Genomic DNA, 26,250 nt, shown 5'->3' with positions numbered 1-26,250 from the left:
CTGTGCCTATTGACCTTGGGTTTATTTCTTTGGTTTATGCCACTTAGAGATCACTAGACCAGTCAAGCCTGTTAAGGCCAGTACTAGAGCTAAGAAGGTTTTGGACTTGGAGTCACCAGTTTTTGCTAGCATATTTTGCGATTCCCTACTTGTCCTTGCTTCAGGTAGGAAATGGGTTTGCGTGCCTCCTTGTTGGTTGGTGCTGGTTTGAGGACTTGGTCCGTCTTCTTGCTTAGCTTTGTCTTGTTCTTGCGGCATTTGATAATCAGCTGCTGATGGTTGGTGTGCTTGAGCGAGCCTAATGACGACGGCTGTTAAGCCAGCTAGGGTTAAGCTATCTTTAGTGAAGGTTATGCCAATTGGCTGGCTGATTGGGCTTGTTCCGGCTTGTTCAGCATCCACAAGGACCTCTCCTTGTAAAAGCTGCTGATAAATTTGGGGAAGTATTAAACGTCGTGGTTCTTGGTCGGCATTGACAAAAACAGCATAGCAATCACCATTGGTCGCAATTGTTTGATAACCGATGACCAGATCTTCTTCTTTAATCCCATGGTGTCCAGCTTGGGTGATGAGGGTCACCTCTTGGTCTATCTGGCTTTTGCTTGCTTTACGAAAGGCATCGGTTGATCGCCGCAGAGCAATCAAACCGGCTGTGTAAGCCTGTGTTTTGGTGCTAATGGGATATTTGCTGGTATCGGTGGCCCTGGTCCAATCGAAATGATTGACCGCATCTGAGGAGTCGTAAGAATCATGAATGAAGTAAGGAAAGTCGCTAACAGCATCAATGACTGTTGATTTATTAGGAGCTTGTTCCTGGCTGACCCGCCCTTTGAAGTTAGGATTTAGGAGCTGTTTGGTTCGACCATATTCCTGTCCAGAATGCAAAAAGGCTGTTCCTTGTGCGGTTAGGATAAGGGTGTTACCAAGGCGAATTCGCTTATGGATTTCTTCATGGGCTAGTTGAGGGTCTTTATTGATAGATTTAGCAATAACATCGTGTAGCGTCAAGTTATCATGGGCGGCAATATATTGAACGACATCACCAGGGCTATCTGCCTTGAAGTTTGTTGGTTGGGCTTTAATATTGTTGAAAATAAGCTCTAAGTTCTTAGGACTACCTGTGATAAAGGCGGGAGTGCCTTCGTTGGGGTAGCCTGATTTTAAGGCATTGCGGATGTCGTCTGAGAAGACGCCAACTGTATCTGTTGCTGCCATCCAATCTTGATCAGCTGCTGTGACTTTTTTATTCTCATCGCCTTGGAAGGTGCGCCAGCCCTCACCAATCATGATAATATTGGGATTAAGTGTCTTGGCTGTTTGGAAAGCCTTTTCGATAGCGGCAGCATCATGGTCTCCCATCATGTCAAAGCGAAAGCCATCAACCTTAAATTCATTGATGAAATAGGTAATGGAATCCACCAAAACCCGACGACTCATGGCATGGGTTGTACCTAGCCGTCCTCCGCCAAAGCTTTCACGAGGGCTTCCGTCAGCGTTCATAAAGTGGTAGTAGTTTGGCTCAAGGTCTTCAAAAATATAGGTTCTGGCGGTGTGATTGTAAACGACATCAAGGATGACTCCCATGCCACGTTTATGGATCTCATTGACTAAGTTTTTAAATTCTGTAATCCGCAGGCTAGGATTAGTTGGATCGGTCGCGTACATCCCTGTTAAGGCAAAATAGCTTTGCGGGTCATAGCCCCAGTTGTAGTTATTGTCTGCTGAGCTGTAGTCGTTTGAGCGTGATTTATCATTTTCATTGACGAAGAAGTAGCTCATAATGGGCATTAACTGGATATGGGTGACTCCTAGATTTTTTAAGTAATCTAATTTTTCTGTGAAGGCCAAAAAGGTGCCAAATGGCTGCTTAAGCTGTCCTTCAAGGGCAAGATCTGAGGTGAAATCACGAATATTAGCTTCGTAGATAATGGCATCCTCGCGTTTTTCAAAGCCATCAATCTTTGCAAAATCAAGCTTTGGCCCTAATTGACTTGGATTAACAAAGGCGGCTTTAGCAACCTTATCTTGCTCAGTGATGTGGTTGCTATCCCAGGCCGCTAGGGATTTAGCATAAGGATCTAACACCAGTACTGTTTGATCACCGCGCGTGATGGCATAGTGGTAATAGTAGCCATCGTAGTTGCTAATAGGCAGACTTGTGTGGTCCAGGTGTGCTTGCCAGACACCTGCTTGGGCTTTGGTCATGGCCACCTGAGCTAGAACGAGGTCTTGGTTAGTCTTATCATAAACAACGACCTTCACCGCATCAGCACTTGGGGACCACAAACGCAAATCAACGGCCGTTCCTGTTTCATTAAGCTTGGCTCCAAGTTCGCCATCATAGGCATAGAGCTGATCTTTGAGTTCCCAAGCGAGATAGGTTGTGGCCTTACTTTTGCCATAGGACACTGTATAATTCGCAGACTCTGCCTTAAAATTACCAGAGAGGGTGAGGATAGCATGGAGAGGATCAAGCGAAAGCGCCGTCACTTCCACCGGTTGGCCGGCCTTATCTGTGACTTTGATTTCTTTGCGCAGCTGGGTTTCATCAACCCCATCTAAAGTTGAAAAACGAGCTTTGATCGTTGTTAGACTGGTCTGCTCGGCATTTTTAACCACCACTTGATCAACATAATAAGGATTGTTATAAACTTTTGGATCGGTATCTTTAACAAAGACCTGATTATGATTGGCTAAATCTTTAAAAAGATAGTCGTTTGGTTGAATTTTCACATCATCTCCTTTTTTACTTTTATCGAGGATAAGAAAGCCGAGCTCTTTGGCATTTTCCCTGAGAGGAATATCAACGTATTTGCCATATGGGCCCTCTTTGACGAAATCGCAAGCCCCGGTTGGCCAATCTTGTGAGGGGTTGCTGACGTCTTTAAAGACCCAGGCAGCCAGATGGTCATAGTTGTCAGTAGAATGACGGTAATTAATCCGCACATATCCTTTTGGCACAGGTCGGTATGTAAAAATCTTATAGGCACTATCAACCCAGGCCTCATTCATCTGTGGATCAATGAGCGCAATGTGCCGATTCTGTGAGATATTGTCTCCCTGATGATTATTAATCAAAAAGGAGAGCTGCTGATGACTGGACTTGGACATTTTAATATCCAGATAGTAGCCAAAATCATCTTTTTGAGCCTGAGCTAAGGGCGTAGCTCCCAGTGGCCAGCCATCTGAAGCCCTCTCAACATCATCCCACAGCCATAAGCCCAAATTGTCCAGGGGCTGATCAGGCAAAGTCTGCAAATGTAAGCGAAAATACCCAGGCTCAATCTTAGGAGCTGTGACTATACCCTCAGCCGTAGCATTTGGTGCTGGCAGTGGGGCTTGCTCAGTCTCAGCTGGGACTTTGATGTTTACGTCTGGCTTATTGGGGAAATGGGCTGTGCTTTCTAGAGTGGTAGTGGTTTTAGCTTTAGCTTGAGCACGGTTATCAGTTATCTCCTTCTTTGCTTGCGCTTCATTAGGAGGGGTCAATGACGTGCTGGCTGGACTTGCACTAGAATCAGCAAGGGTCTGTTTGGCAGTCGCTGTGCCATCGCTTGCATAATCGCTTTGATTTGTAAAATGATCCTCAGTTAGTGCTTGGCTATTTGCTGTTAAGTCAAGTGCTACTGGCTGGTTGTCAGCCTTTGTTTCTTGTGCTAACACAGGCTTACTAATCCCAAGCCAAGCAGCTCCTATAGCGACAGAGGTAACACCAATACTTAACTTTTTAATGGCGTAACGGAAATGCTCTTGCCGCAAGTGGCTTGCTTTACCAGGCCAAGAGTGTTTTGTCATAAAATCCTCCTAATGCTTGAAAGTTTTCAAAAATATCTTACCATATTGCGCAACCGCTTGCAATTTGTAATTGATTTCTGAAAATCCCAGGAAGTTTACTACCAGTCTTTTGCTTTTTTATGCAATGCTGTGAAAGAGGTGACCTGTCAAGCAAAGAACAAAGGCTTAAGCGTTTGAAATTCAAGAGCAGCTAGATTGGAGGGGCTAAAACCTGTTACGTAGGTGCGTGTGCTCTTATTTTAGGAATCAACTTACAAAAAAGGCTGAGACAAACGTCTTCAGCCATGATTATTTCACTCTCCTAAGATTTTCATGGACCTGCCCTCTAGAGTTATTGGCTATTTTTGGTTATTGCCGGCGGATTTTTTAAATGCCTAAGTCGGCTTTATACCGATAACAAGTAACAGTCAGGTCAGTATCAGTTGGCTGCTTGCCTCTTATTTGCTTAATTTAATAACTCATTGATGCGCTGGGCAGTCTCTTTGAGCTGTTTTTCTAAAAAGTCGTACCCTTTAATCTTAAGCCGACTGGTCGGCCCTGAACATCCAATTGCAGCAATCAATTGTTTGTTTTGATAGAGTCCTGTTGCTAGGCAGGTTAAACCATATTCATATTCTTCTTGGTCATAAGCAATGCCAGTGGTAAGAATGGCTTTTTTGTCAATCTGGAAATGCGCGTAGTCTGTAATGGTGTTTAGCGTCCTAGCCTTTAAATCTTTTTTAAAATAGTCTTGGATTTCTGCGTCAGTCATGTGACTCAGAAAAATTTTCCCCATAGAGGAACAATACAGTTTGGCTGTTGGTGCAAGAGAAAACTGCAAGAGATAAGTTTCCCCTGCTTCAGTATGGATAAAGTAAACTTGCTTATCATGGTGAATGGCTAAGTTAATGGTTTCACCAGTCATTTGCGTAAAGGTTTGCATATGAGGTTTTGCCAATTTTATCAACGCTTGATTATGAACGTCAATGGGTTTGTACCGTAGCATCCCATAGCCTAAAGTATAAATGTTTTGATCAATTTGAATGACAAAGTGATGTATTTCTAAGGCTTTGAGGAGACGAAAGACGGTTGTCTTTGAAAGCTTGGTTTGTCTGGCAATCTCTGAAACACCTAAAGGACGATCATCAGCTAAACTATCCAGAATGAGCACGGCATTATCTAAGGTTTTGATATGGTAATCTGTCATATTTCCTCCTGTTATCTATCTATTATAACATGAAAAAACTTAGGCTATTAGTTAAGTAAGCACCTTAATCTTTGGGCCTTTGTGAGTCAAAAGAAGGGCTTGGTACCCTAAAAAAAGGGCTACCGCCAAAAAGTCAGATAATTATTGAAGTCAAACAGTACAAGTTTTGTTCTGATAAGCACCTGTAGATGGTCTACAAATACAAAATAGGTTTGCTTTTTGTAAAGATTACCTTGTTTAGATAAAGCTTGATTCAAACATAAACAAAGCAGATTTTAGTCATTAAGCTTGGCCATAAGGTCAAAGCAAGCCCCAAAGAAGAGTCTAGTGCATTTTTTGAAAGCGTTTTACAAAATTCTTGACAATGGTATTACAAAGGACTATGATAAAACGGAACGCTGTTCCAAAATAAAGAAAAGAGATTTGATATGTCGCAGCTTTCGCTTCAAAATAGGCTTGCTGGCCTATTTAAGTTTGTCGTCTTGACGCTTTTTGGGATTTTCTTTATGCTAATACCCATTAGCTGTAATGGTAAAATTGATACGATACTTTCTGGATCGGACCTGGTAATGCTGCCATTATGGTCACAGAAGAATTATTCGAAAAAGGTTATTTCACTACAAAAGAAGTGGCAACGATTGGTTCATAATTTGCTACAGGTAGTGTGATGCACATTATCTATTGATCAGAGACGGCAGCATTATTAATGTCAACCAATAAAAAGATGACTTTTTTAGCTGTTGTGCCCATCTTTTTAGCAAGAACATTTCTATCCATTATCTTTATTATTTTAATCGCACAATGGTTTGTCAGCTAAAGTGAAAGGAGCGCTAAAATGAAAATTGTTAGGCTTTTTGAAGATCAGATGTTGCAGTATGAAGAAAAAGTAATTCAGGAATTAGGCTTAGATGTCTCTATTGATGTCAGAGTTTGCCAAACCGAAGCAGAGATTATTCAAAATGCACAAGACGCTGACGTGCTCATTACGGTTTATGAACCTCTAACCCAACATGTTTTGGAGAATCTTCCTAACCTAAAATTAGTCTTATACCGCTCAGTTGGTGTTAACAACATTGATTTAACGTTTGCAAATCAGCTTAAACTTCCGGTCTCTCATCTGGTACATTACTGTACTGATGAAGTTGCTAATTATGTTGTGGCGGCTATCTTGATGCACAATCGAAGAATTCATGATTTTAACCAAGTCGTTAAAGTGAGGAAGCAGTGGGATAGTGAGCACTTTCTTGATATGCATCGCCTCTTTGTCCAGACAGTTGGGTTGATTGGATTTGGTAATATTCCCAGGCTGGTGGCTAAACGGATGCAGGCCTTTGGTTGCCAAATCTTGGCCTATGATCCTTTTGTTGCTAAAGACGTTTTCAGCAAGGCTGGTGTGCAATCAGTTAGTCTTGAAGAGCTCTTTACAGACAGTGATTATATTTCCAGCCATCTTCCCCTTACTCCCCAGACTAAAGGAGTTTTAAATCAGAATCTTTTTGCTTCTACTAAAAAGGCGCCAGTTTTTATTAATGCTTCGCGTGGAGGTGTTGTTAATGAAAAAGATCTCGTTACAGCTTTGCACAATGGTCATATTTCTTATGCCATCCTAGATGTCCTAGCCAGTGAGGATCCTGACTTGGAGCAATTGCCATTTATACCTATGGAAAATGTCCTTTTGACTCCTCATATTGCGTTTTATTCACAAGAGGCTTTTTTGCAGGGCGTACGGGAAAATTTGGAAAACCTGCAGGCTTACTTACGTCAAGACTACCAACAGGCTGGCCTTGTTAATGCTAAAGAAATTGACTTATAAGGGCATCCCTAAACGGTGAGCTTCTTGTCTTTACTACCACCCCGGGCTTAGGTTGATATGTAGTCCCCCTTTTACTGGATTAATCTAGTCATAAGGACATATCCGTTTCTTTGCGGCGACCTAAGCATTAGTTTTATGCTATAATTGTAGAATAATGATCGTGAAACGATGGGGATGGGATGGCGTTTTTATGAATAAGATTAGATATGGAATTGTCTCAACAGCGCAAGTGGCACCACGGTTTATTGAAGGGGCTCGGTTAACACAAAATAGTGACGTTTTGGCTGTTTCTAGTCGCTCTTTAGAGAATGCGCAAGCTTTTGCGACCAAGTATCAGGTACCGCGAGCTTACGGTAGTCTAAAGCAAATGCTAGTTGATAAAGATATTGATGTTATTTATGTAGCAACTATTAATAAAGAGCATTATAATGTGGCCAAAGAAGCCCTATTAGCTGGAAAGCATGTTTTAGTTGAAAAACCCTTTTGCCTTGCCTATCATCAGGCGCGTGAGCTGTTTGATTTGGCTTTTCGTCAGAAGTGTTTTTTGATGGAAGCACAAAAAGCGGTGTTTATTCCGATGACTCAGAAAATAAAACAAGTACTTGCTTTAGGAGCTCTAGGGCAGATTGTTTCAGTATCTTCGACCACGGCTTATCCTCACATTGATCATGTTTCATGGTGGCGTGATCTGTCTGCTGGTGGGGGGACCGTCTATTCGATGGCTCCTTATGCCTTGAGTTATGTTCAATATCTTTTTGATTCTCCCATTCAGCAAGCAGGCGGGATTGCTAATTTTCCCCAAGGTGAGAGTGATAGCCAATCGAAACTTATCTTGCAGCTGAGCAATGGCCTTTTGGTAGATGTCTTTCTAACGACAGAATTAAATCTTAAACATGAACTCATAATCCGAGGGACTAAGGGGACACTCCAAGTGCCACAATTTTGGAGAACAACGGTAGCAACGATAACCGATGCCGATGGTAATAAGCATCTCCTAGAAGCACCAATGGACAGTGATTTCACTGCAGAGATTGACCATGTCAGCAATATGATTCAAGAGGGACAGTTACTCAGTCCAGTCATGACACCAGAATTGACTCTGCTAGGAGTTAAGGTTATGGAAGGCCTACACAAGTCTTGGGGAAAAGCATAATCTATCTAAAATGGAGTTGGGCTAAGGCGCAACTTCTTTTTGCACTGGAGGGACATTTACAAGCCTAGAAAAACAGCTTATAATGGGAACATGACAAAACGACAATCCTTACATTTCCCCTTACCACCAGAGACAATTGAGCACCTTCAACATATGGACCGCCTCCAGGTCACCGTTTCTTTGTCTCGGCAGGAACTCCAGATTATAGAGTCTCTTGATGAAGAAGCTTCAACTATTCCTCAAGGGATTATGATTCTCCTTAGTCTTTGTGCTAGTGGCCTGACTTATGGCTTGGCTCAATTTTGGCAAATGCAACTAGTGCCCTTGGTTGGAGATCTCTCGATTGCCAGTGCCCTGCTTGTCTTTGGTAGTCTTATTGCCACAGTGCTCTTTCATATAAATTTAATTCGAAAGCGCGAGCAATTTCTTGGCGGCTTTGACAATAAGGTCTTTTGGCGGATTCTTCCAGTTTTGGGGATTGCTTTGACCGTTGTGCAAGTTTTGATCCTCTTAGGTTTCACCTGGCTTTTAGAGCAGCTCTTTTTGGGAGCGAAATTCGATCAGCTGACCTCAAGTCTTTTAGTTGGAATTATGGTTTATATGATGGCTGTGCTTTGGGTGCAGCTGTCGGATCGGATCCGTGTCAGTTGGTTGCCAAGCCTCTTTCCTATTATTATGCTCAGCGGTTTTTTCTTGTCCATGGCGACTAACAGTACCCGACGCTGGTGGCAGTTTAACCTGAGCTTTTTAGGGACTAGTCAGGCGCGTGATAGCTGGCGCTTCAATGTGACACTTATTCTGTCAGCCTTTGTGCTTATGGCCTTAATTGACTATCTCTTCGTCGTTTTGACGCATGTGCTTGGCCATCAAAAGAAATTAATAGTGCTACGCTTGTTGTTGTCTCTAGCAGCGCTGAGTCTAGGAGCAATTGGTTATTTTCCTAATAATCAGGGCTCTCATCACATGCACATTAGAGTGGCCAATGCTCTTGTTTATTTGATGATTGTTCTTATTTTAGGAGTCAAGTGGTTGGTGCCAAAGGCTAGTCGTGATTTTCTGGTCACCTCCTATAGCATAGTAGGTGTTTTGATTGTCCTTGCGATTGGTTTTCAAGGCGTGCATTATTTGTCTTTAACAGCTTTTGAGCTAGCGGGATCCTTGTTAGCTATGACTTGGATGTTATTATTGGTTAATCACTTAGAGAGCCTTGCTCTTCCCAAACAAAAAGAGGTCATCTTGGCTATCAAACCTTAAACTTAGCTAAAGGAAATAGCAGCCTAATCGCTTGTTATTTCTTTTTGTTTACTCCATAATAGAAGGCAAGTATTTAGCTCGTGAAAGGAGCCTTATTGCTTATGTCTCGTAACCAAAATGCCCTACGCATCATTAATTTGGCAGAGCTCTCCCAAGACGAAAAAAACCAACTCATCTCAAAGCAATTGGTGACTAAAGAAATTTTGGCTTATGCCCAAGACCGCCATGAGGCTTCCTTTACTGAAAAAAATGAAGCCTTTTTGACAGTGGTTTACCAAGTCTTAGAGCAGGCTGTTGTTCCTTTTCATATTGGGGATATTCCTAAATTTCATCCCTTGACTTTTGTGCTTAATGCGGAGTGTCTCGTATTACTCACCACGCCTCTTACGCATTCTATGAGTGTATTAATGGCAGAGCAGATCGATCAGACTCAGTCGCCCAGGCACATGCTCTATCAGCTCTTAACCCTATTTACAAAGCAGTATTTTGCCTTAATGGATGATATTACACAGCATCGTGATCATCTCATTAAAGATTTACGAAAACGTCCCAATAAGCACAATCTGGCTGTACTTGCGAATTTGCAAAGCGGATCGGTCTACCTTTTAATGGGGTCGAAGCAAAATTCGGAAATGTTAAATGATTTGAAGGCGCTTAGCCAAGATGACGATGATTTGGAGGTAGAAAAAGAGCAATTAACCGATGCTCTTATTGAGGCGCGCCAGCTATCCAACATGTGTTCCTTACATACCCGGATCTTGGAGCAGCTGGCTTCATCTTATAATAATGTGCTGAGCAATCGGCTTAATGATAATGTAACGGTTTTGACCATCATATCTGTAGGGCTTGCCATTATTTCTGCTGTGACGAGTTTTTACGGCATGAATGTCAAACTGCCTTTTGCCAAGATAGATGTCGTTTGGCTGCTCATTTTGCTCATTACCAGCTTATTTGCTCTCATAGCCATGGTGGCGATGCGACGTTTTGTCAATCATGACCATGATGATAGGTGGAATCGCTAGTGCTTTGACAGTTGATTGTCTTCATATCTGCTGAGCAGGCGTTTTTTGAGGTGGCTGACTCACAGCTTGCGCTGCATCAGTGGGCTAGCCTTGTGTAGGCAGGGATACCCTTTAGCATAAATGAACCCAAGGCAGAGCTTTCTGTCTTGTTTTTTAGAGCATTTTCTCAAGCTCAGCTGATTTTGCGTAAGCCATGTTTCAGCTGATCTCACAAGTGGCCATACCAGTTTTTTATGCTGGGCAAGCATCCTAGCGAGGTTAAAAATAGCAGAATAGTAAAATTTGATTCGCCAAAGTCAGCAAACTGTGCTATAATGCCCTTAAAAATATTCTAATAGTATAATTAGAGTAGGCTAATAAAATCAAACAATCTCACTTTTTAACTTTGGGACCTCATTGAGAAAGAGTTGATGATTGTTTAGAAAGGAAAAAATGAACAAGAAAACACCGCTCCAGGCACTGACCCTGAGTCTTATTGTGGCCACCTTGATTTGCCATGCTCAGGAAGTCCAGGGATTAGAAAACGCTCCAGCGAGCGACCAGGCCCAGCTTAATCAGAAAAAGGCTGAGACTGATGATTGGTTTGACGATGAGGATACTTCTTTAGACGTGCGGTCAAAAAGCAGTGGCTTAGACCAAGCAAGTGATCAGGACTTAGTAACTGATTTATTTAAAGAAGATGCTAAGCAAGCTCCAGCTCAGGTTGACGTTGCTGCTGACAGTAGGTCTTTAGACCAGGCAACTCCAAAACCAACTACTGACATCACTTCCACAGCGCCGCAATCACAGAAAGCTTCATCATCAGCACCCGCGCCGCAGTCACAGAAAGCCTCATCAGCATCCGCGCCTCATAGGACAGAAAACACATGGCAGGCTAGTGATTTTGTAACCAAGGATGATACTTTACTTGGTTTTTCCAAAGATGGGCTTCGCAAATTAGCTGAAACACCGGAAGTCATCTTGCCTCAAAGGGATGCTCATAACCGACCGCTGACTAAGATTGCCAGCTTTGCTTTTACCCCTTATAAATCTCAAGAAATCGCAGATTATACTGGTCGTGAAGGCGAAAATGGCGAAGTAAATCAGCTGGATGTGGATGGTCATCCCATCGCAATAGTTGGTGAAGATTTTGGACCATTTCTGATCCATAAAATAATGATTCCTGAAGGCTACCTTTATATTGGACAGGATGCGTTTAATAATAATAGTGGCATAGTTGAAGTAGACTTACCAGATAGCTTAACCACCATTTCTGATTATGCTTTTGCGCATATGGCTTTAAAAAAATTGCAGCTCCCACAGTCCATCCGTAAAATCGGTGATCAGGCCTTCTTTGACAATCAGATTACTGGCCCCTTGCACCTGCCTAAAACATTAAAAGACCTTGGAGAAAGAGCCTTTAAGTCAAATCGCCTGACCGATATTATTTTTGAAGGAGAAGAGCTGACAGAATTAAAAGAGGCAACTTTCCAAGATAATGACTTAAGACAAGTTAAACTGCCTCGCAGCATTCGGCATCTAGGACCAGACAGCTTTACAGGTAACCCAGGTGAGGCAGCATATGGCAATAGCGTGGTATTGTGGACCACAGATGGTCAAAATCCCCATCACTTACATACCGAAAACGTTCTTATTAATCCACAAGCTAGCGCTAACCAAGCGCAGGGTGAGCTTGATGCTAGTCAGTGGACCCAAGCAGATTTCACGTATCAAGGACATATTTTGACCGGCTTTTCACAAACAGGTTTACAAAAAATCAGAAAAAACAAAGCCCTTGTCTTGCCAAGTGAGCATCAAGGTGTGAAGATTACGGAAATTGCTGATAGTGCTTTTAGAAATGTTAATTTTGCTGAGAAAACCCTGCAAAAATTTGACATTAAGAGTCTTGAACTTCCAGCAACCATCAAAAAAATAGGCGCCTTTGCTTTCCAATCCAATAATTTGGAAAGTTTTGAAGCAAGTGATGACCTAGAAGAAATTGGCCAAGGCGCTTTTATGAATAATGCTATCGAAAGCCTCACGCTAAATGAAAAACTAAAAGTAATTGGCGATGCAGCCTTTCACATCAATCGGATTTCAGCAATTGTCATTCCTGAAAATGTCGAAACAATAGGATTATCTGCATTTAGACAAAATGGTGCTAAACACCTGCTCTTTTTAGGCAATAAAATCAGTAAAATCGGCGAGATGGCTTTTCTAAGCAACGCTTTAGATGCATTAGATCTATCAGCACTGCTAGGCTTAGAAGAAATAGGTGTCCAGACCTTTGCGCATAATCACTTAAAAACCATTCAATTGCCCGCAGCACTGACAGCAATCCATGAAGAAGCTTTCAAAAATAATGCGATTGAAGAGGTTCATCTCCCTCATAAGGTTACAAAAATCGCCTTTAATGCTTTTGATGACAATAAGAGTAAAGCCGTCATCATTAGAACAGCTCATCAAAATCACTATCGATTGGCAGATGGAACCCACTTTGAAATTGACCCTGAGTTGATGACAAGTGATATGACAACAGTTGAGCAGGCATTACGCAGAATTGACCAAGTGGCCTTTGATAGCTTGCGAGCTGCGACTGCAGTACACTTTACTAACTTGAAACAAACTGGTCAGCAGCTTCTTTTAAATAAAACGGTACGCCTGGGTTACCAGTTGAAATACCTGTATGAAGTTGATTTTTTCCTATCTCGGGTAACCATTGATCAGTATCTCAAAAAAGCAGAGCAAGTCATTCAACAAACAGCTCAAACTGCTAATCTTAAGCTATTAGAGCAGCACTTGCCAAAATATCGACTTTCCTATAATAATAGTGCATTAAGCGCCACTCAGGTAAAACGCTTGGAAAACGAATTGCATCAGCTCCTCAACTTAGCACTGAATCAAGGAGAGATTTCCCAAGCAAGAATGATCCAGGGACTCTATTTGCTAAAAACTTCCTTACCGATTCCTGAGTATTACATCGGACTTAATCTTTATACTGATGAAAATGGCAAAATTCTTTTTGTCCTTGATATGAGTGATACAATAGGACAGGGCCAAAAAGATGATTATGGGAATACTATTTTAAATGTTGATGAAGATAATGAAGGTTACCATGCCCTTGCAATTGCAACCTTAGCTGACTATGAGGGACTTTTCATTGATGATATTTTGCATAAAGACCTTGCCCAGCTTAACATTTCTGAAGTTAAAAAGGCCCCAGAGCACCGTCTAGGAATCTTTAAGGCCATCCAGGATGCTGCAAGAGATTACATGAAGCACAAGGCCAAACAAAGCCAACTTGCTGGTAAAAACGCTAAGCAAAGCCCTAGCCAGCACATTCCAGGAACTACTAACAATAAACTTAGCCAAGTTGTCATTGAAAATAGTCAAGAGAAAAAGGGAATGGGCAAAGCAGCAGACAGCCAACGTGTATTTGGCCAGCAAGCCTCATCAGTAAAAGCAGGCCATTCTGCTTCAGAGACTTCCTTACCACAAACAGCTGAACAACCAGCAGCTATGCCAATAAGGCTATTAGGACTCGCCCTGCTTGGTTTCTTTGGTTTCTTTAAATTACGATCATCTAAAAAAGAATAAGCATTTTAGCAAGAAAATGCTCTCTAGTAAATAAGTCAAGTAAGGAATGCAAAATTCACTTACAGCTAAAATAGCACTAAAAAATAATAAAAAACTGCATGAAATCAGCCTTTCTTAGCGAAGATTTCGTGCAGTTTTTACAAGGTAATAATTTTTTGTTCCCATACTTTATTTATTGCTAAAGAAAAAGGGCGGGGTGTAGTGGCTAAGTCGTTCAAAGCAAGCCTGAGCCTCCTGATTGGTTTCACAAATAATCAAGCAGGTATCATCGCCACACACAGTTGCCACAACTTCTGGGATTTGCATAGCATCTAAAATGGAGCCAAATGATTGGGCAAGTCCTGGTAAGGTCTTTAAGACGATTTGGTGTTGCACAACTTTTAGCATGACGAGAGCATCTTCCATATAAAAGCGCAAGCGATGTTCCCAACGCGTCTGTGAAATAGCTAAAGTTTCATAGTGGGTCTCTGTTCCATTGGACACTTTGACAAGATTTAATTCCTTCATATCTCGTGATAGGGTAGCCTGTGTGATATGAATCCCATTTTTTTCTAATTTTTTTTGGAGCTCTAGTTGGGTGTGAATGGTTGTCTCTGATATTAAAGAACGAATTAGTTGATGACGCGTTTCTTTTTTGTTCATGTATGAAAGACCCCTTTTTAAGCTTTGATTATTGTTTTGAGTATAGCAAAAAGGCCACTAGCTGTAAAGTTTTTTCTGAACCGCTTACATAAAGCTTTCTTTTGTGGTAGAATAAATAAGATGAGTGAAAATAGGAGGTAGGCCTTGCTTAAGAGGGAAGATTATCAATATCTAAGAAAATTAGATGATTTTAAGTATTTTTCTATTGAAGCTTTTGATAAGATTGCTGGTCAAATGGAGTACCGACGAGTGCCAAAAGGGCATGTTCTCTTTTTTGAAGGGGATGTTCGCGATAAATTATTTATTGTTGATAAAGGCTATTTCCGGGTGGAACAAAGCGATCAGTCAGGTTCCTTCCTATACACAGACTTTATTCGGCATGGCACGATTTTTCCCTATGGCGGTATTTTTACAGATGCCAGGTACCATTTTTCTGTGGTGGCGATGACAGATGTTTCTTATTACTACATGCCAGCAGAGCTTTTTGAACGCTATTCCTTGACGAATCAGCAGCAAATCTTGCATCTTTTTGGAAAATTATCCAAATTATTGGAATTGCATGAGCTACGAGTACGTAACCTCATCACTTCAAGCGCTAGTTCTCGAGTTATTCAATCCCTTGCTATTTTATTAATCGAAATGGGAACAGAGACAACTAATACGCTTCCTTTTCAATTAACCTCAACTGAGATCGCTAATATGAGTGGAACGACGCGTGAGACTGTCAGCCATGTCATGAGTAGACTCAAGCGTGAGCGACGTATTGCTATTAAAGGCAAATACTTAACTTATCTGGATAAGGATTATTTTCTCCAATTTACACATTAAACAGTAAAATGTAGTATTTTTTACTGTTTTTTTATATTTTTTTCGAATTAATTCGAATTAATAAGTATAAACTTTTGTCGAATAATGTAAAAAACTTACAAGTAAACGCATTCAAATTAATAAGTATGCATTTCCGCGACGAAAAGTGTCAGAAATCATACAAAATAACGTGATGAATTTCCTGTTTTTGAACCGTTTACAAATTATACTAAAACTATGAGCAGGAGTAACATAATCTTGACCTGTGAATTCACAACGACTTATCTATTTAGAAAGAGGTAATTCAAATGACTGCTAAATCACCAATTCATGTTTATTCAGAAATTGGAAAACTAAAAAAAGTAATGCTTCACAGACCTGGTAAAGAAATTGAAAACTTAATGCCAGACTATCTTGAACGTTTACTTTTTGATGATATTCCTTACTTAGAAGCAGCACAAAAAGAGCACGATGCCTTTGCAGAAGCTCTTCGTAAAGAAGGTGTGGAAGTGCTTTATCTTGAAAAATTGGCTGCTGAATCTTTAATTAATGATGACATTCGTGAACAGTTTATTGATGAATACATTTCTGAAGCAAACATCAGAGGACGAGAAACGAAAAAAGCTATTCGCGAATTGCTTATGTCCATTAAAGACAATCAAGAATTGATTGATAAATCAATGGCTGGTATTCAAAAATCAGAACTTCCAGAAATCCCAGCTGACGCAAAAGGTCTAACCGATTTAGTTGAATCTGATTACCCATTTGCAATTGATCCAATGCCAAACCTCTACTTCACACGGGATCCGTTTGCAACCATTGGAGAAGGCGTTTCTCTTAACCACATGTTCTCAGAAACCCGTAACCGCGAAACGCTCTATGGTAAATATATCTTCACCTATCACCCAGTATATGGTAATGGTGCTGTGCCAATGGTCTATGACCGTAGTGAAAACACCCGGATAGAAGGTGGCGATGAGCTCATCCTTTCTAAAGACGTACTTGCTGTTGGTATTTCACAACGTACAGATGCTGCCTCAATTGAAAAATTATTGGTAAATATCTTTAAAGAAAATCTTGGTTTCAAGAAGGTTCTTGCCTTTGAATTTGCCAATAACCGTAAATTTATGCACTTAGACACTGTGTTTACAATGGTTGACTATGATAAATTTACCATTCACCCAGAAATTGAAGGCGACCTTCGCGTTTACTCAGTTACTTACGAAAATGAAAAACTCAAAATCGTTGAAGAAAAGGGCGACCTTGCTGAACTACTTGCCGCAAATCTCGGTGTTGAAAAAGTTGATTTGATTCGCTGTGGTGGTGACAATATTGTTGCTGCTGGTCGTGAACAATGGAATGACGGTTCTAACACCTTAACCATCGCACCTGGTGTTGTCGTGGTTTATAACCGTAATACCATTACCAATGCCATTCTTGAATCAAAAGGCCTTCGCTTAATTAAGGTTGAAGGAAGCGAATTAGTCCGCGGACGTGGTGGGCCTCGTTGTATGTCCATGCCTTTTGAACGAGAAGATATTTAACTTTCCCTATCGAAATAAGAGCCGGTTTTGCAAAGCTATTTCACGGCATTGTCAAGCTTTATGGCTATTATCGCATTATTATTAGAAACAGTTATTGACAAAGCCACTGAATTTGATGATAATTATAGTAATAGTCTTGTATACACGCTGTCTTGTTTGCAACAACTAAAGATTTTCTCATGTGCGCTTTCAAACGAAAATCAATTGGCAATGTAGTCAAGCAGCTAACAAGTCTTGCTTTCTTGTAGAATCTAGGAGATAAATCTGCTGCATTATTGTATATTTATAATCATCCAGTAAAGCCTAGGCATGGCTTTGACCCGCTCTTATTTCATAGTGTTTTAACTGTTATCCCTTTTGATAAAGGGCCCAAGTATCCTTAGAAGGGCAAGTCACACCGTTTGATAGAGCCTGTTTTCCCCCTCTTGGTAAAAAGTTTGACGTTACTTTTAGCTGTTTAACTATTGGAGGGCGCAAAGTGATACTAACCATTAAATAAGTAATTCATTAATAACTCAAAGGAGATGTAGATGACTCAAGTATTTCAAGGACGTAGTTTCCTAGCAGAAAAAGATTTTACCCGCGCTGAATTTGAATATTTAATCGATTTAGCTGCCCATTTAAAAGACCTTAAAAAACGTGGTATTCCTCACCACTATTTAGAAGGTAAAAATATTGCCCTCTTGTTTGAAAAAACGTCTACACGGACGCGTGCAGCATTTACAACTGCGGCAATTGACTTAGGAGCACACCCTGAATATCTTGGTGCCAATGACATCCAACTTGGCAAAAAAGAATCAACAGAAGACACAGCAAAAGTTCTTGGGCGCATGTTTGATGGGATTGAATTCCGCGGCTTTAGCCAACGTATGGTTGAAGAACTTGCAGAATATTCAGGTGTTCCAGTATGGAATGGTCTAACAGACGAGTGGCATCCAACACAAATGCTTGCTGACTACTTAACAGTTAAAGAAAACTTTGGCAAACTTGAAGGTATCACGCTTGTTTACTGTGGTGATGGCCGTAACAATGTTGCTAACTCACTATTGGTAGCAGGTACATTAATGGGTGTTAATGTTCATATCTTCTCACCAAAAGAACTCTTCCCGTCAGAAGAAATTGTTAAACTTGCTGAAGGTTATGCAAAAGAGTCAGGAGCTCATGTACTTGTAACTGATAACGCAGACGAAGCTGTTAAGGGCGCAGATGTCTTCTATACAGATGTTTGGGTATCAATGGGAGAAGAAGATAAGTTTAAAGAACGTGTTGAATTGCTACAACCTTACCAAGTCAACATGGATCTCATTAAAAAAGCTAACAATGAAAACCTCATCTTTTTACACTGCCTACCAGCATTCCATGATACCAATACTGTGTACGGTAAAGACGTTGCTGAAAAATACGGTGTTAGTGAAATGGAAGTTACTGATGAAGTCTTCCGTAGCAAATATGCTCGTCACTTTGACCAAGCTGAAAACCGTATGCACACCATTAAGGCTGTTATGGCAGCCACTTTAGGAAATCTATTTATTCCAAAAGTCTAATTAAACTACGAAACTTTAACTACTATTAAAGATCGTTCTGGAACTGGCAACAATCACCAGAACCAGAGCGATTTTTTAATATTTTTTATCATAGAGGTAAATGATAATGGAAGAACAAAAAAAACGGGGCTTCAAACTCCCTTCCTCCTATACAGTACTGTTTATCATTATAGCAATCATGGCTGTTTTGACTTGGTTCATTCCTGCCGGAGCTTATGAAACGGCTAAAGATGGGACGGTTATCTCAGGAACTTACCATGCTGTAAAAGCTAATCCTCAAGGGATTTATGATGTCTTCATGGCGCCTGTACGTGGTATGCTTGGAACAAAAACAACCGATGGCGCGATCCAAGTCTCCTTCTTTATTTTGATGGTTGGTGGCTTTTTAGGTGTTGTGAACAAAACGGGTGCCCTGGATCAGGGAATTGCTTCTGTTGTAAAGAAAAACAAAGGCAAGGAAAAAATGCTGATTGCTATTTTGATTCCTATCTTTGCACTTGGTGGAACAACTTATGGGATGGGTGAAGAAACAATGGCCTTTTACCCTCTCTTAATTCCAGTAATGATTGCGGTTGGGTTTGATACACTGGTCGCTGTTTCTGTCATTTTGATTGGTTCACAGATTGGCTGTTTGGCTTCAACGATTAACCCTTTTGCAACTGGTGTAGCAGCAGATGCGGCTCATATTAGCATTGCTGATGGTATTATCTGGCGGGTTATCCAATGGGTGATTTTAGTTGCCTTAGCAATTTGGTATGTTCATAGCTACGCTGTGAAGGTGGAAAAGGATCCAAGCAAATCACTAGTTGCTGATAAGATTGATGAACACCGGGAATTGTTTAAGCTTGAAAATCAAAACATGGAAATGGATAAACGTCAGGTTAAAGTCCTTTGGATTTTTATTATAACCTTTGCCATCATGATTTTAAGTTTGATTCCTTGGGAAAACTTTAATATTACCCTCTTTAATGACATCAACGCCTGGTTTACGGGTCTTCCTGTTATTGGTACAATTTTTGGAAAAACAGCAGCAGCTTTTGGCACATGGTACTTCCCAGAAATCACCATGCTCTTTATCATGATGGGGATTTTGGTTGCGCTTGTGTACCGAATGTCTGAGGATGATTTTATTAGTTCATTTTTAGCAGGTGCTGCAGATCTTCTTGGGGTTGCTATGATTTGTGCAATTGCACGTGGTATCCAAGTTATTATGAATAGCGGGATGATTACGGCAACGATCTTGAACTGGGGTGAGCATGGTCTTTCTGGACTTTCCTCTCAAGTCTTTATTACCTTAACCTATTTATTCTATTTACCAATGTCCTTCCTTATTCCATCAACATCAGGATTAGCGGGAGCGACGATGGGAATCATGGCACCGCTTGGCCATTTCTCAAACGTTCCAGCCCATCTCGTTATAACAGCTTTCCAATCAGCATCTGGTGTTCTTAATATTATCTCACCAACCTCAGCGATTGTGATGGGGGCTTTAGCGCTTGGTAAGGTTGATCTTGCTACTTGGTGGAAATTTGTTGCTAAATTTATCATTATGGTAATGGTTATCAGTTTAGCACTCTTACTCATTGCTACTTTCTTCATTTAATAAAAGAGACACTCCATTCGCAGAAATAGAGGTGAACAAAAATGGAAAACTATATAACAAGCGAAATAAAAGAAGCTTGTGTTAAAGCCATTAAAACAATTGTATCTTACCCTTCAGTAGCTAATGAAGGCGAAAATGGAACACCCTTTGGTCAAGCTATCCAAGATGTGCTTGAAAAAACCTTAAGTATTTGTGAAGACTTAGGTTTTACCACTTATATTGACCCTAAAGGTTATTATGGTTATGCTGAGGTAGGCCAAGCTAAGGAGACCTTAGCTATCTTGTGTCACTTGGATGTCGTCCCAGAAGGTGATAGAAATCTGTGGAAGACTGACCCTTTTGATTGTGTGGAAAAAGATGGTCATTTGTATGGCCGTGGGACACAGGATGACAAAGGACCAACCATGATGGCTCTTTATGCCGTTAAGGCCTTAATGGATGCGGGTGTAACCTTTCATAAAAAGATTCGCTTTATTTTTGGTACGGATGAAGAAACCTTGTGGCGGTGTATGAACCGCTATAATGAAGTGGAAGAGACAGCGACCTATGGTTTTGCTCCAGATTCTAGTTTTCCGTTGATCTATGCTGAAAAAGGGCTCTTGCAAGCTAAATTAGTAGGTGAGGGTTCTGATAAGCTGCAACTTGAAGTGGGTAATGCCTACAATGTTGTCCCAGCACGCGCTACTTATCAGGGAGACTACTTAGCTGCTGTGCAAAAAGAATTAGATCAGAATCAATTTGAATATGTTTTAAAAGACGATGCACTCACTGTCTATGGTTTAGCTCAACATGCCAAAGATGCTCCTTATGGTATCAATGCTCTGATTCGCTTAGCTAAAGCCCTCAATAAGGTTGTTGAGAATTCAACGATTGACTTTTTAGCTAATGTGATAGATGAAGACGGCCGTGGTTTAGCCATTTTTGGTCCAGTTGAGGATGAACCATCTGGTATTTTGAGTTTTAACACTGCTGGTTTGACCCTAACACCACAAAGGAGCGAAATTCGTTTAGATATTCGTATTCCCGTGTTAGCTGATAAGGCTAAACTAGTGGAACAGCTCAGCCAAAAAGCCAGTGAATATGGATTAAGCTATGAAGAATTTGATTATTTAGCTCCCCTCTATGTACCACTTGAGAGTGAACTGGTGACAACTCTAATGGCGGTTTACCGTGAAAAAACAGGCGATCAAAGCCCAGCTATTTCTTCAGGAGGTGCAACCTTTGCAAGAACTATGCCAAACTGTGTAGCTTTTGGTGCGCTTTTCCCTGATTCTGTTCAAACCGAACATCAAGAAAATGAAAATATCGTTTTAGAAGATGCCTATAAAGCAATGGCTATCTACGCCGAAGCAATATATCGTCTTACGCGCTCATAAGGAGAATAAATACATGTCAAAACAAAAAATCGTTGTAGCTCTAGGTGGCAATGCCATTCTTTCAACAGACGCCTCAGCTAAGGCTCAACAAGAAGCCTTAATTTCAACCTCTAAATCACTTGTGAAATTAATTAAAGATGGTAATGAAGTTATTGTGACACACGGGAATGGCCCTCAAGTAGGAAACCTCCTCTTACAACAAGCTGCGGCTGACAGTGAGAAAAATCCAGCAATGCCACTTGATACTTGTGTAGCCATGACTGAAGGAAGTATCGGTTTTTGGCTTGTGAATGCTCTAGATAATGAGCTAAAAGCGCAAGGCATTGATAAAGATGTGGCTGCGGTAGTTACACAAGTTATTGTTGATAAAGATGACAAAGCCTTTACCAATCCGACAAAACCAATTGGACCGTTCTTGTCAGAAGAAGAAGCCAAAAAACAAGCTGAAGAAACAGGCGCTGCCTTTAAAGAGGATGCTGGTCGTGGTTGGCGTAAGGTCGTTCCATCGCCAAAACCAGTTGGTATAAAAGAAGCAAGTGTTATTAGAAGCCTAGTAGATTCAGGTGTGGTTGTCGTTTCTGCCGGTGGCGGTGGTGTGCCAGTGGTTGAAGATCCATCAAGCAAGGAACTTACTGGTGTGGAAGCTGTTATTGATAAAGATTTTGCTAGTCAAACCTTATCTGAACTTGTAGATGCCGATCTCTTTATCGTTTTGACAGGGGTTGACAATGTCTATGTTAACTATAATAAACCTGATCAAACAAAATTAGAAGAAGTGACTGTTTCTCAAATGAAAGCATACATTTCACAAGACCAGTTTGCGCCAGGTAGCATGTTGCCAAAAGTCGAAGCAGCGATTGCTTTTGTTGAGAATAAGCCAAATGCTAAAGCAATCATTACGTCACTTGAAAATATTGATAATGTTTTATCTGCTGGCGCAGGTACCACTATTATCGCTGGTTAATTGAGCTGACCAGCAAATCATATCTTTAGTGTAGCTTGAAGAAAAGAACTCTTTGACGTGATTTTCTTCAGGCTATTTTTTTATATTCAAGGCGGTAAGCCTGCCAGCCAAAGGTGTAGGTGAAAAGCTCCACTGAAATGAACAGCAATTTGGTACATTCTTCGTCTAAATGATAAGAGTCACTACAGAAATGAAAAAGGCAAAAATACTGTGCTGTGGCAAGAGAATAAGAGCCAGCTGAACTCAGGTCAGGCAAGCTTTAAAAGAGCTAGTAATGGCAAAAAGCTTATGTGATTCAAAAGAACTGAGAGAAGGCTATGGCTTTTTGACTAGCTGCTAAAAGAAGCTAGTGCCAGCTAAATAAAATTGTACCTTGGGCCGTTCAAAAGCTAAAAAGCTCACAGACTAGCTTTTTGGAAGCCAATTAGAAAATTCAAGGCTTTGCATCAGGCAAATTTTTGTTATAATAGCTCTATGAGAATTGTAGCAGGAGAATTTGGCGGCAGGCCTTTACAGACTTTACCAGGTAAAACAACTCGTCCCACTTCTGATAAGGTTCGCGGGGCAATGTTTAATATGATTGGCCCTTTCTTTGAAGGAGGTCGTGTTTTAGATCTTTTTGCAGGTTCAGGTGCCTTAGCCATTGAAGCCATTTCGCGTGGGATGTCTCAAGCTATTCTGGTCGAACGCGATCGTAAAGCGCAGGCGATTGTGACAGCTAATATTGCCATGACAAAGGCCGATGAGCACTTTAAACTGCTGAAAATGGATGCCAATCAGGCTATCTCTCAGCTAACCGGTACCTTTGATCTTGTTTTTTTAGATCCTCCTTACGCACAAGAAACGATTGTGGCAACCATTGAAGCTCTGGAGCAGCGCCAGCTATTAGGCCCAGAAGTTGTGGTCGTGTGTGAAATTGATAAGGCAGTTGTTCTACCAGAAGCAGTGGCTAATTTGGGCATTTGGAAAGAAAAAACATACGGAATAAGTAAGGTGACGGTATATGTCAGGTAAAATTGGACTTTATACAGGCTCGTTTGATCCGGTGACAAATGGGCATATGGATATTATTGCACGTGCTAGTGGTCTATTTGAACACTTGTACATTGGTGTTTTTTATAATCCTGAGAAAAAGAGCTTTTTTGATATAGCAACGCGGGTTAAGGTCTTGAAAGAGACGCTAGCGCGGTTTGAAAATGTGACGGTGGTTTCTGCTCAAGACGTTTTAGCCGTTGATTTGGCCAAAGAGCTGGAAGCGACGCATTTGGTGCGGGGTTTACGCAATGTAACGGATGTCGAATATGAAGCGGGCCTTGAGTATTTTAATCAGCGGCTGGCTCCTCAACTGGAAACAGTTTATTTTCTAGCCAGACGGGACTTACAGGCGATTAGCTCAAGTCGTGTTAAAGAATTAATTCATTTTCAGGCCCCCATAGCTGGTCTTGTTCCTAAGGCTGTTCAATTAGAAGTGGAGAAACGAAATGACTTTTATAAAACGCTTTAAATGGTGGTTGGCAACGCTTTTTGGCTTGATTGCCTTACTCTTTTTTCTTTTTTTCCCTCTGCCTTACTATGTAGAGATGCCAGGGGGTGCCTATGATATAAAATCGGTGTTAACAGTTAACAATGAAAAAGATAAGGCTAAAGGAGCTTACCAATTTGTAGCTGTTGGCCTGAGTCGGGCGTCTGTGGCCCAGCTCTTGTATGCTTGGATGACCCCTTTTACCGAAATTTCGTCTGCTAAAGACACAACGGGCGGCTATAGTGATGAAGATTATCTGCGGATTAACCAATTTTTTATGGAAACTTCTCAAAATGAGGCTATTTATCAGGCCTTCAAATTGGCTAAAAAGCCGGTATCGCTCGATTACCTAGGCGTCTATGTTCTTGACATCAATAAAAAATCAACATTTAAGGGGATTTTAAATATTGCCGATACAGTGACTGGGGTCAATGGCCGTGCTTTTAAGAGTTCTAAAGAGTTAGTGGATTATGTTTCTCATTTACAGTTGGGTTCAAAGGTCAGCGTTCAGTTTGAATCAGCGGGGCAAAAAGAATCCAAAAAAGGAAAAATTATCAAACTTGAAAATGGAAAAAATGGTATTGGTATTGGCCTGACAGACCATACTAAAGTAAAAACAGCAACCAATGATCATGTTGACTTTAAGACTGAAGGAGTAGGAGGACCTAGTGCAGGCCTCATGTTTACCCTTGCCATCTTTGATCAGGTGAACCATGAGGATTTACGCAAAGGAAGAACAATTGCTGGCACAGGAACGATTCAGCCCGATGGTAAAGTTGGAGATATTGGTGGTGCTGGTTTGAAAGTAGTAGCAGCAGCTAAAGAAGGGGCAACCATTTTCTTTGTTCCGAATAATCCTGTTGATCCCCAGATTAAAAAGCAAGACCCTAAAGCAATAACCAATTACGAAGAAGCTAAACGAGCTGCTAAGCAATTAAAGACGGATATGAAAATTATTCCTGTTACAAGTGTGCAAGATGCGATAAGCTACCTTCGTAAGACCTCTTAAGCCTTAATTTCTGTTTGTGAATTGAGGAAAATGGTTAGTATAGTGCTTTAAGCTAAAGCATCTATAAACAATGTCAGCTTGGAGAAAGATCTATTAGAAGGTCCTTTTCTTCAAGCTTTTTTTGTAAGGAAGTAGTAAGCCTTTGAGCATTTTTGAACTAAAGCTGTGAAGCAGGCAATACAAATGAGTAAGCAGCTGGGCAGAAGTTCTGCCGCCAAATAAGCGAAGTAGAGGCTCTAGTGGTTGTTGATAGCAGAGGATTAAGCATTAAATAGGGAGGCGTTATTTCCTTGAATGGGAACTTTTATAATTTTTTGGAAAATTGATTGACAAGCAAAAAGAAACCGGTTACAATATGGATTGTGAGAACGGTTTCACAACGACAAGGAGGAGGCACTTGGTCACAATTAAACAAGTTGCACAAGAGGCTGGAGTATCTAAATCTACTGTCTCACGCTATGTTTCACAAAATGGTTATGTTTCAGCAGAAGCTGCAATTAAGATTAAACAAGCTATCGATAAATTGCATTATAGCCCTAATATATTAGCGCAGTCCCTAAAAACGAAAAAAAATCAATTAGTAGGTTTGTTATTACCTGATATTTCTAATCCTTTCTTTCCTCGTCTGGCACGAGGAGCAGAAGTTTTTCTAAAGGAAAAAGATTATCGAGTAATGTTGGGCAATATTGCTAGCAGCGAAAGCTTGGAAGAAGAATATATCAATGTTTTGTTGCAAAATAATGCCGCTGGTATTATCACCACGCATGATTTTACTAAAAAATTTCCCAACCTGCCGATTCCTGTGGTCGTGGTTGACCGCATTGAACAAGATACCACTTATGGTGTCTACTCAGACAATAAATATGGCGGTTGGTTGGCAGCTAAGACTGTAGCTGAAGCTGGGGCTAATCATGTTTTACTGATTCGAGGTCCGCTTGATTATGCAGAAAATATCAATGAACGCTTTGAATCCAGTTTAGCCTATTTGCAGCAAACTTCTGCTAAGGTCACTATTTATGACAGCCAGTCTTTTGAGTTTGAGTCCATTCAGGCAGAAGCTCAGGTGATTTTGACTAAGGAACAAGCTATTGATAGCATTATTGCTCCATCTGATATTCATGCGATTGCCTATATTCATGAGCTACATGCACTGGGTAAAAAAATTCCAGAGGAGGTTCAGGTTATGGGTTACGATGATATTATGATGAGCCGGTTTACCTATCCTTCTTTATCAACCATTCATCAATCTTCTTATTCTATGGGAAAATATGCAGCTGAGCTTATTTATAAAATTGCCAATCAAATTCCTGTGGAAGATAAGCGTATCAAATTACCTGTTCACTATGTGGAACGCGAGACCATAAGGAGGAAGTTTGAAAAAAATAAAAGTTAATTGATTTATTGTTTGTCCTAATTTTGGGTGCACTAAAAAGAGGTCTT

General features: G+C 40.8%; 18 protein-coding genes. 15 read left to right on the top strand and 3 right to left on the bottom strand.

Annotated elements, in window-relative coordinates:
* Window positions 1-21: 21 nt before the first annotated feature.
* Together K5J94_RS08815 and K5J94_RS08810 are read right to left on the bottom strand one after the other, a co-directional pair.
* Complete coding sequence (locus K5J94_RS08815) at window positions 22-3,795, bottom strand: pullulanase (RefSeq protein ID WP_221912970.1); 3,774 nt, start codon at window positions 3,793-3,795, stop codon at window positions 22-24.
* A 445-nt stretch (window positions 3,796-4,240) separates the two neighbouring features.
* On the bottom strand, window positions 4,241-4,981 hold the full coding sequence (locus K5J94_RS08810) for an IclR family transcriptional regulator (RefSeq protein ID WP_159548857.1): 741 nt from the start codon (window positions 4,979-4,981) through the stop codon (window positions 4,241-4,243).
* 835 nt (window positions 4,982-5,816) lie between these two features.
* On the opposite strand from K5J94_RS08810, the gene K5J94_RS08805 reads away from it, so the two are divergent.
* The 5 genes from K5J94_RS08805 (at window position 5,817) to hupY (ending at window position 13,799) form a co-directional block, all read left to right on the top strand.
* Window positions 5,817-6,794 carry a C-terminal binding protein gene (locus tag K5J94_RS08805; RefSeq protein ID WP_159543553.1) on the top strand — a complete coding sequence of 326 codons (978 nt, stop codon included), beginning with the start codon at window positions 5,817-5,819 and terminating at the stop codon, window positions 6,792-6,794.
* Window positions 6,795-6,984: 190 nt separating this feature from the next.
* Complete coding sequence (locus tag K5J94_RS08800) at window positions 6,985-7,947, top strand: Gfo/Idh/MocA family protein (protein WP_221912968.1); 963 nt, start codon at window positions 6,985-6,987, stop codon at window positions 7,945-7,947.
* Window positions 7,948-8,037: 90 nt separating this feature from the next.
* Window positions 8,038-9,201, top strand: coding sequence for a permease (locus K5J94_RS08795; RefSeq protein WP_159548848.1), 1,164 nt, complete (start codon window positions 8,038-8,040; stop codon window positions 9,199-9,201).
* 101 nt (window positions 9,202-9,302) lie between these two features.
* Complete coding sequence (locus K5J94_RS08790; protein ID WP_221912966.1) at window positions 9,303-10,223, top strand: magnesium transporter CorA family protein; 921 nt, start codon at window positions 9,303-9,305, stop codon at window positions 10,221-10,223.
* A gap of 432 nt (window positions 10,224-10,655) precedes the next feature.
* Window positions 10,656-13,799, top strand: a complete 3,144-nt coding sequence (hupY, locus tag K5J94_RS08785) for a leucine-rich repeat adhesin HupY/LrrG (RefSeq protein WP_221912964.1) — start codon at window positions 10,656-10,658, stop codon at window positions 13,797-13,799.
* Between the two features lie 168 nt (window positions 13,800-13,967).
* Here the strand turns inward: hupY and K5J94_RS08780 are convergent, their stop codons facing one another.
* Window positions 13,968-14,441, bottom strand: a complete 474-nt coding sequence (locus K5J94_RS08780) for an arginine repressor (RefSeq protein WP_159543563.1) — start codon at window positions 14,439-14,441, stop codon at window positions 13,968-13,970.
* 144 nt (window positions 14,442-14,585) lie between these two features.
* On the opposite strand from K5J94_RS08780, the gene K5J94_RS08775 reads away from it, so the two are divergent.
* The 10 genes from K5J94_RS08775 to K5J94_RS08730 all read left to right on the top strand — a co-directional run bounded on the left by K5J94_RS08775 (window position 14,586) and on the right by K5J94_RS08730 (window position 26,203).
* The gene (locus K5J94_RS08775; protein WP_159543565.1) at window positions 14,586-15,269 is read left to right on the top strand and encodes a Crp/Fnr family transcriptional regulator; all 684 of its coding nucleotides are present in this window, start codon (window positions 14,586-14,588) and stop codon (window positions 15,267-15,269) included.
* A gap of 287 nt (window positions 15,270-15,556) precedes the next feature.
* Window positions 15,557-16,792 (top strand): arginine deiminase, encoded by a 1,236-nt coding sequence (gene arcA / locus K5J94_RS08770; RefSeq protein ID WP_159543567.1) that lies wholly within the window; start codon window positions 15,557-15,559, stop codon window positions 16,790-16,792.
* A 530-nt stretch (window positions 16,793-17,322) separates the two neighbouring features.
* On the top strand, window positions 17,323-18,336 hold the full coding sequence (gene argF / locus K5J94_RS08765) for an ornithine carbamoyltransferase (protein ID WP_159543569.1): 1,014 nt from the start codon (window positions 17,323-17,325) through the stop codon (window positions 18,334-18,336).
* Between the two features lie 106 nt (window positions 18,337-18,442).
* The gene (locus K5J94_RS08760) at window positions 18,443-19,939 is read left to right on the top strand and encodes a YfcC family protein (protein ID WP_221912962.1); all 1,497 of its coding nucleotides are present in this window, start codon (window positions 18,443-18,445) and stop codon (window positions 19,937-19,939) included.
* Window positions 19,940-19,980: 41 nt separating this feature from the next.
* Window positions 19,981-21,315, top strand: coding sequence for a dipeptidase (locus tag K5J94_RS08755; RefSeq protein WP_159564376.1), 1,335 nt, complete (start codon window positions 19,981-19,983; stop codon window positions 21,313-21,315).
* 13 nt (window positions 21,316-21,328) lie between these two features.
* Complete coding sequence (gene arcC / locus K5J94_RS08750; protein WP_159548833.1) at window positions 21,329-22,279, top strand: carbamate kinase; 951 nt, start codon at window positions 21,329-21,331, stop codon at window positions 22,277-22,279.
* Window positions 22,280-22,753: 474 nt separating this feature from the next.
* Window positions 22,754-23,293, top strand: a complete 540-nt coding sequence (gene rsmD / locus K5J94_RS08745; RefSeq protein WP_221912960.1) for a 16S rRNA (guanine(966)-N(2))-methyltransferase RsmD — start codon at window positions 22,754-22,756, stop codon at window positions 23,291-23,293.
* Complete coding sequence (gene coaD / locus K5J94_RS08740; protein WP_159548830.1) at window positions 23,283-23,783, top strand: pantetheine-phosphate adenylyltransferase; 501 nt, start codon at window positions 23,283-23,285, stop codon at window positions 23,781-23,783. Before rsmD ends, coaD begins: the two co-directional genes overlap by 11 nt.
* Complete coding sequence (locus tag K5J94_RS08735) at window positions 23,761-24,810, top strand: SepM family pheromone-processing serine protease (protein WP_159543581.1); 1,050 nt, start codon at window positions 23,761-23,763, stop codon at window positions 24,808-24,810. Before coaD ends, K5J94_RS08735 begins: the two co-directional genes overlap by 23 nt.
* Before the next feature lie 397 nt (window positions 24,811-25,207).
* Window positions 25,208-26,203 (top strand): LacI family DNA-binding transcriptional regulator, encoded by a 996-nt coding sequence (locus K5J94_RS08730; protein WP_221912958.1) that lies wholly within the window; start codon window positions 25,208-25,210, stop codon window positions 26,201-26,203.
* Window positions 26,204-26,250: the final 47 nt, after the last annotated feature.

The organism is Streptococcus halichoeri, assembly GCF_019774635.1.
Lineage (GTDB): Bacteria > Bacillota > Bacilli > Lactobacillales > Streptococcaceae > Streptococcus > Streptococcus halichoeri.
This window is presented reverse-complemented; position numbering and strand designations above follow the sequence as displayed.

Bases quoted from the DNA above. Each gene is read 5' to 3' on its own strand.
- K5J94_RS08795 (WP_159548848.1), top strand. From the start codon at position 8,038: ATGACAAAACGACAATCCTTACATTTCCCCTTACCACCAGAGACAATT.
- K5J94_RS08760 (WP_221912962.1), top strand. From the start codon at position 18,443: ATGGAAGAACAAAAAAAACGGGGCTTCAAACTCCCTTCCTCCTATACA.
- argF (WP_159543569.1), top strand. From the start codon at position 17,323: ATGACTCAAGTATTTCAAGGACGTAGTTTCCTAGCAGAAAAAGATTTT.
- K5J94_RS08805 (WP_159543553.1), top strand. From the start codon at position 5,817: ATGAAAATTGTTAGGCTTTTTGAAGATCAGATGTTGCAGTATGAAGAA.
- arcA (WP_159543567.1), top strand. From the start codon at position 15,557: ATGACTGCTAAATCACCAATTCATGTTTATTCAGAAATTGGAAAACTA.
- hupY (WP_221912964.1), top strand. From the start codon at position 10,656: ATGAACAAGAAAACACCGCTCCAGGCACTGACCCTGAGTCTTATTGTG.
- coaD (WP_159548830.1), top strand. From the start codon at position 23,283: ATGTCAGGTAAAATTGGACTTTATACAGGCTCGTTTGATCCGGTGACA.
- K5J94_RS08810 (WP_159548857.1), bottom strand. From the start codon at position 4,981: ATGACAGATTACCATATCAAAACCTTAGATAATGCCGTGCTCATTCTG.
- K5J94_RS08780 (WP_159543563.1), bottom strand. From the start codon at position 14,441: ATGAACAAAAAAGAAACGCGTCATCAACTAATTCGTTCTTTAATATCA.
- K5J94_RS08735 (WP_159543581.1), top strand. From the start codon at position 23,761: ATGACTTTTATAAAACGCTTTAAATGGTGGTTGGCAACGCTTTTTGGC.
- rsmD (WP_221912960.1), top strand. From the start codon at position 22,754: ATGAGAATTGTAGCAGGAGAATTTGGCGGCAGGCCTTTACAGACTTTA.
- K5J94_RS08755 (WP_159564376.1), top strand. From the start codon at position 19,981: ATGGAAAACTATATAACAAGCGAAATAAAAGAAGCTTGTGTTAAAGCC.
- K5J94_RS08790 (WP_221912966.1), top strand. From the start codon at position 9,303: ATGTCTCGTAACCAAAATGCCCTACGCATCATTAATTTGGCAGAGCTC.
- K5J94_RS08815 (WP_221912970.1), bottom strand. From the start codon at position 3,795: ATGACAAAACACTCTTGGCCTGGTAAAGCAAGCCACTTGCGGCAAGAG.
- arcC (WP_159548833.1), top strand. From the start codon at position 21,329: ATGTCAAAACAAAAAATCGTTGTAGCTCTAGGTGGCAATGCCATTCTT.
- K5J94_RS08800 (WP_221912968.1), top strand. From the start codon at position 6,985: ATGAATAAGATTAGATATGGAATTGTCTCAACAGCGCAAGTGGCACCA.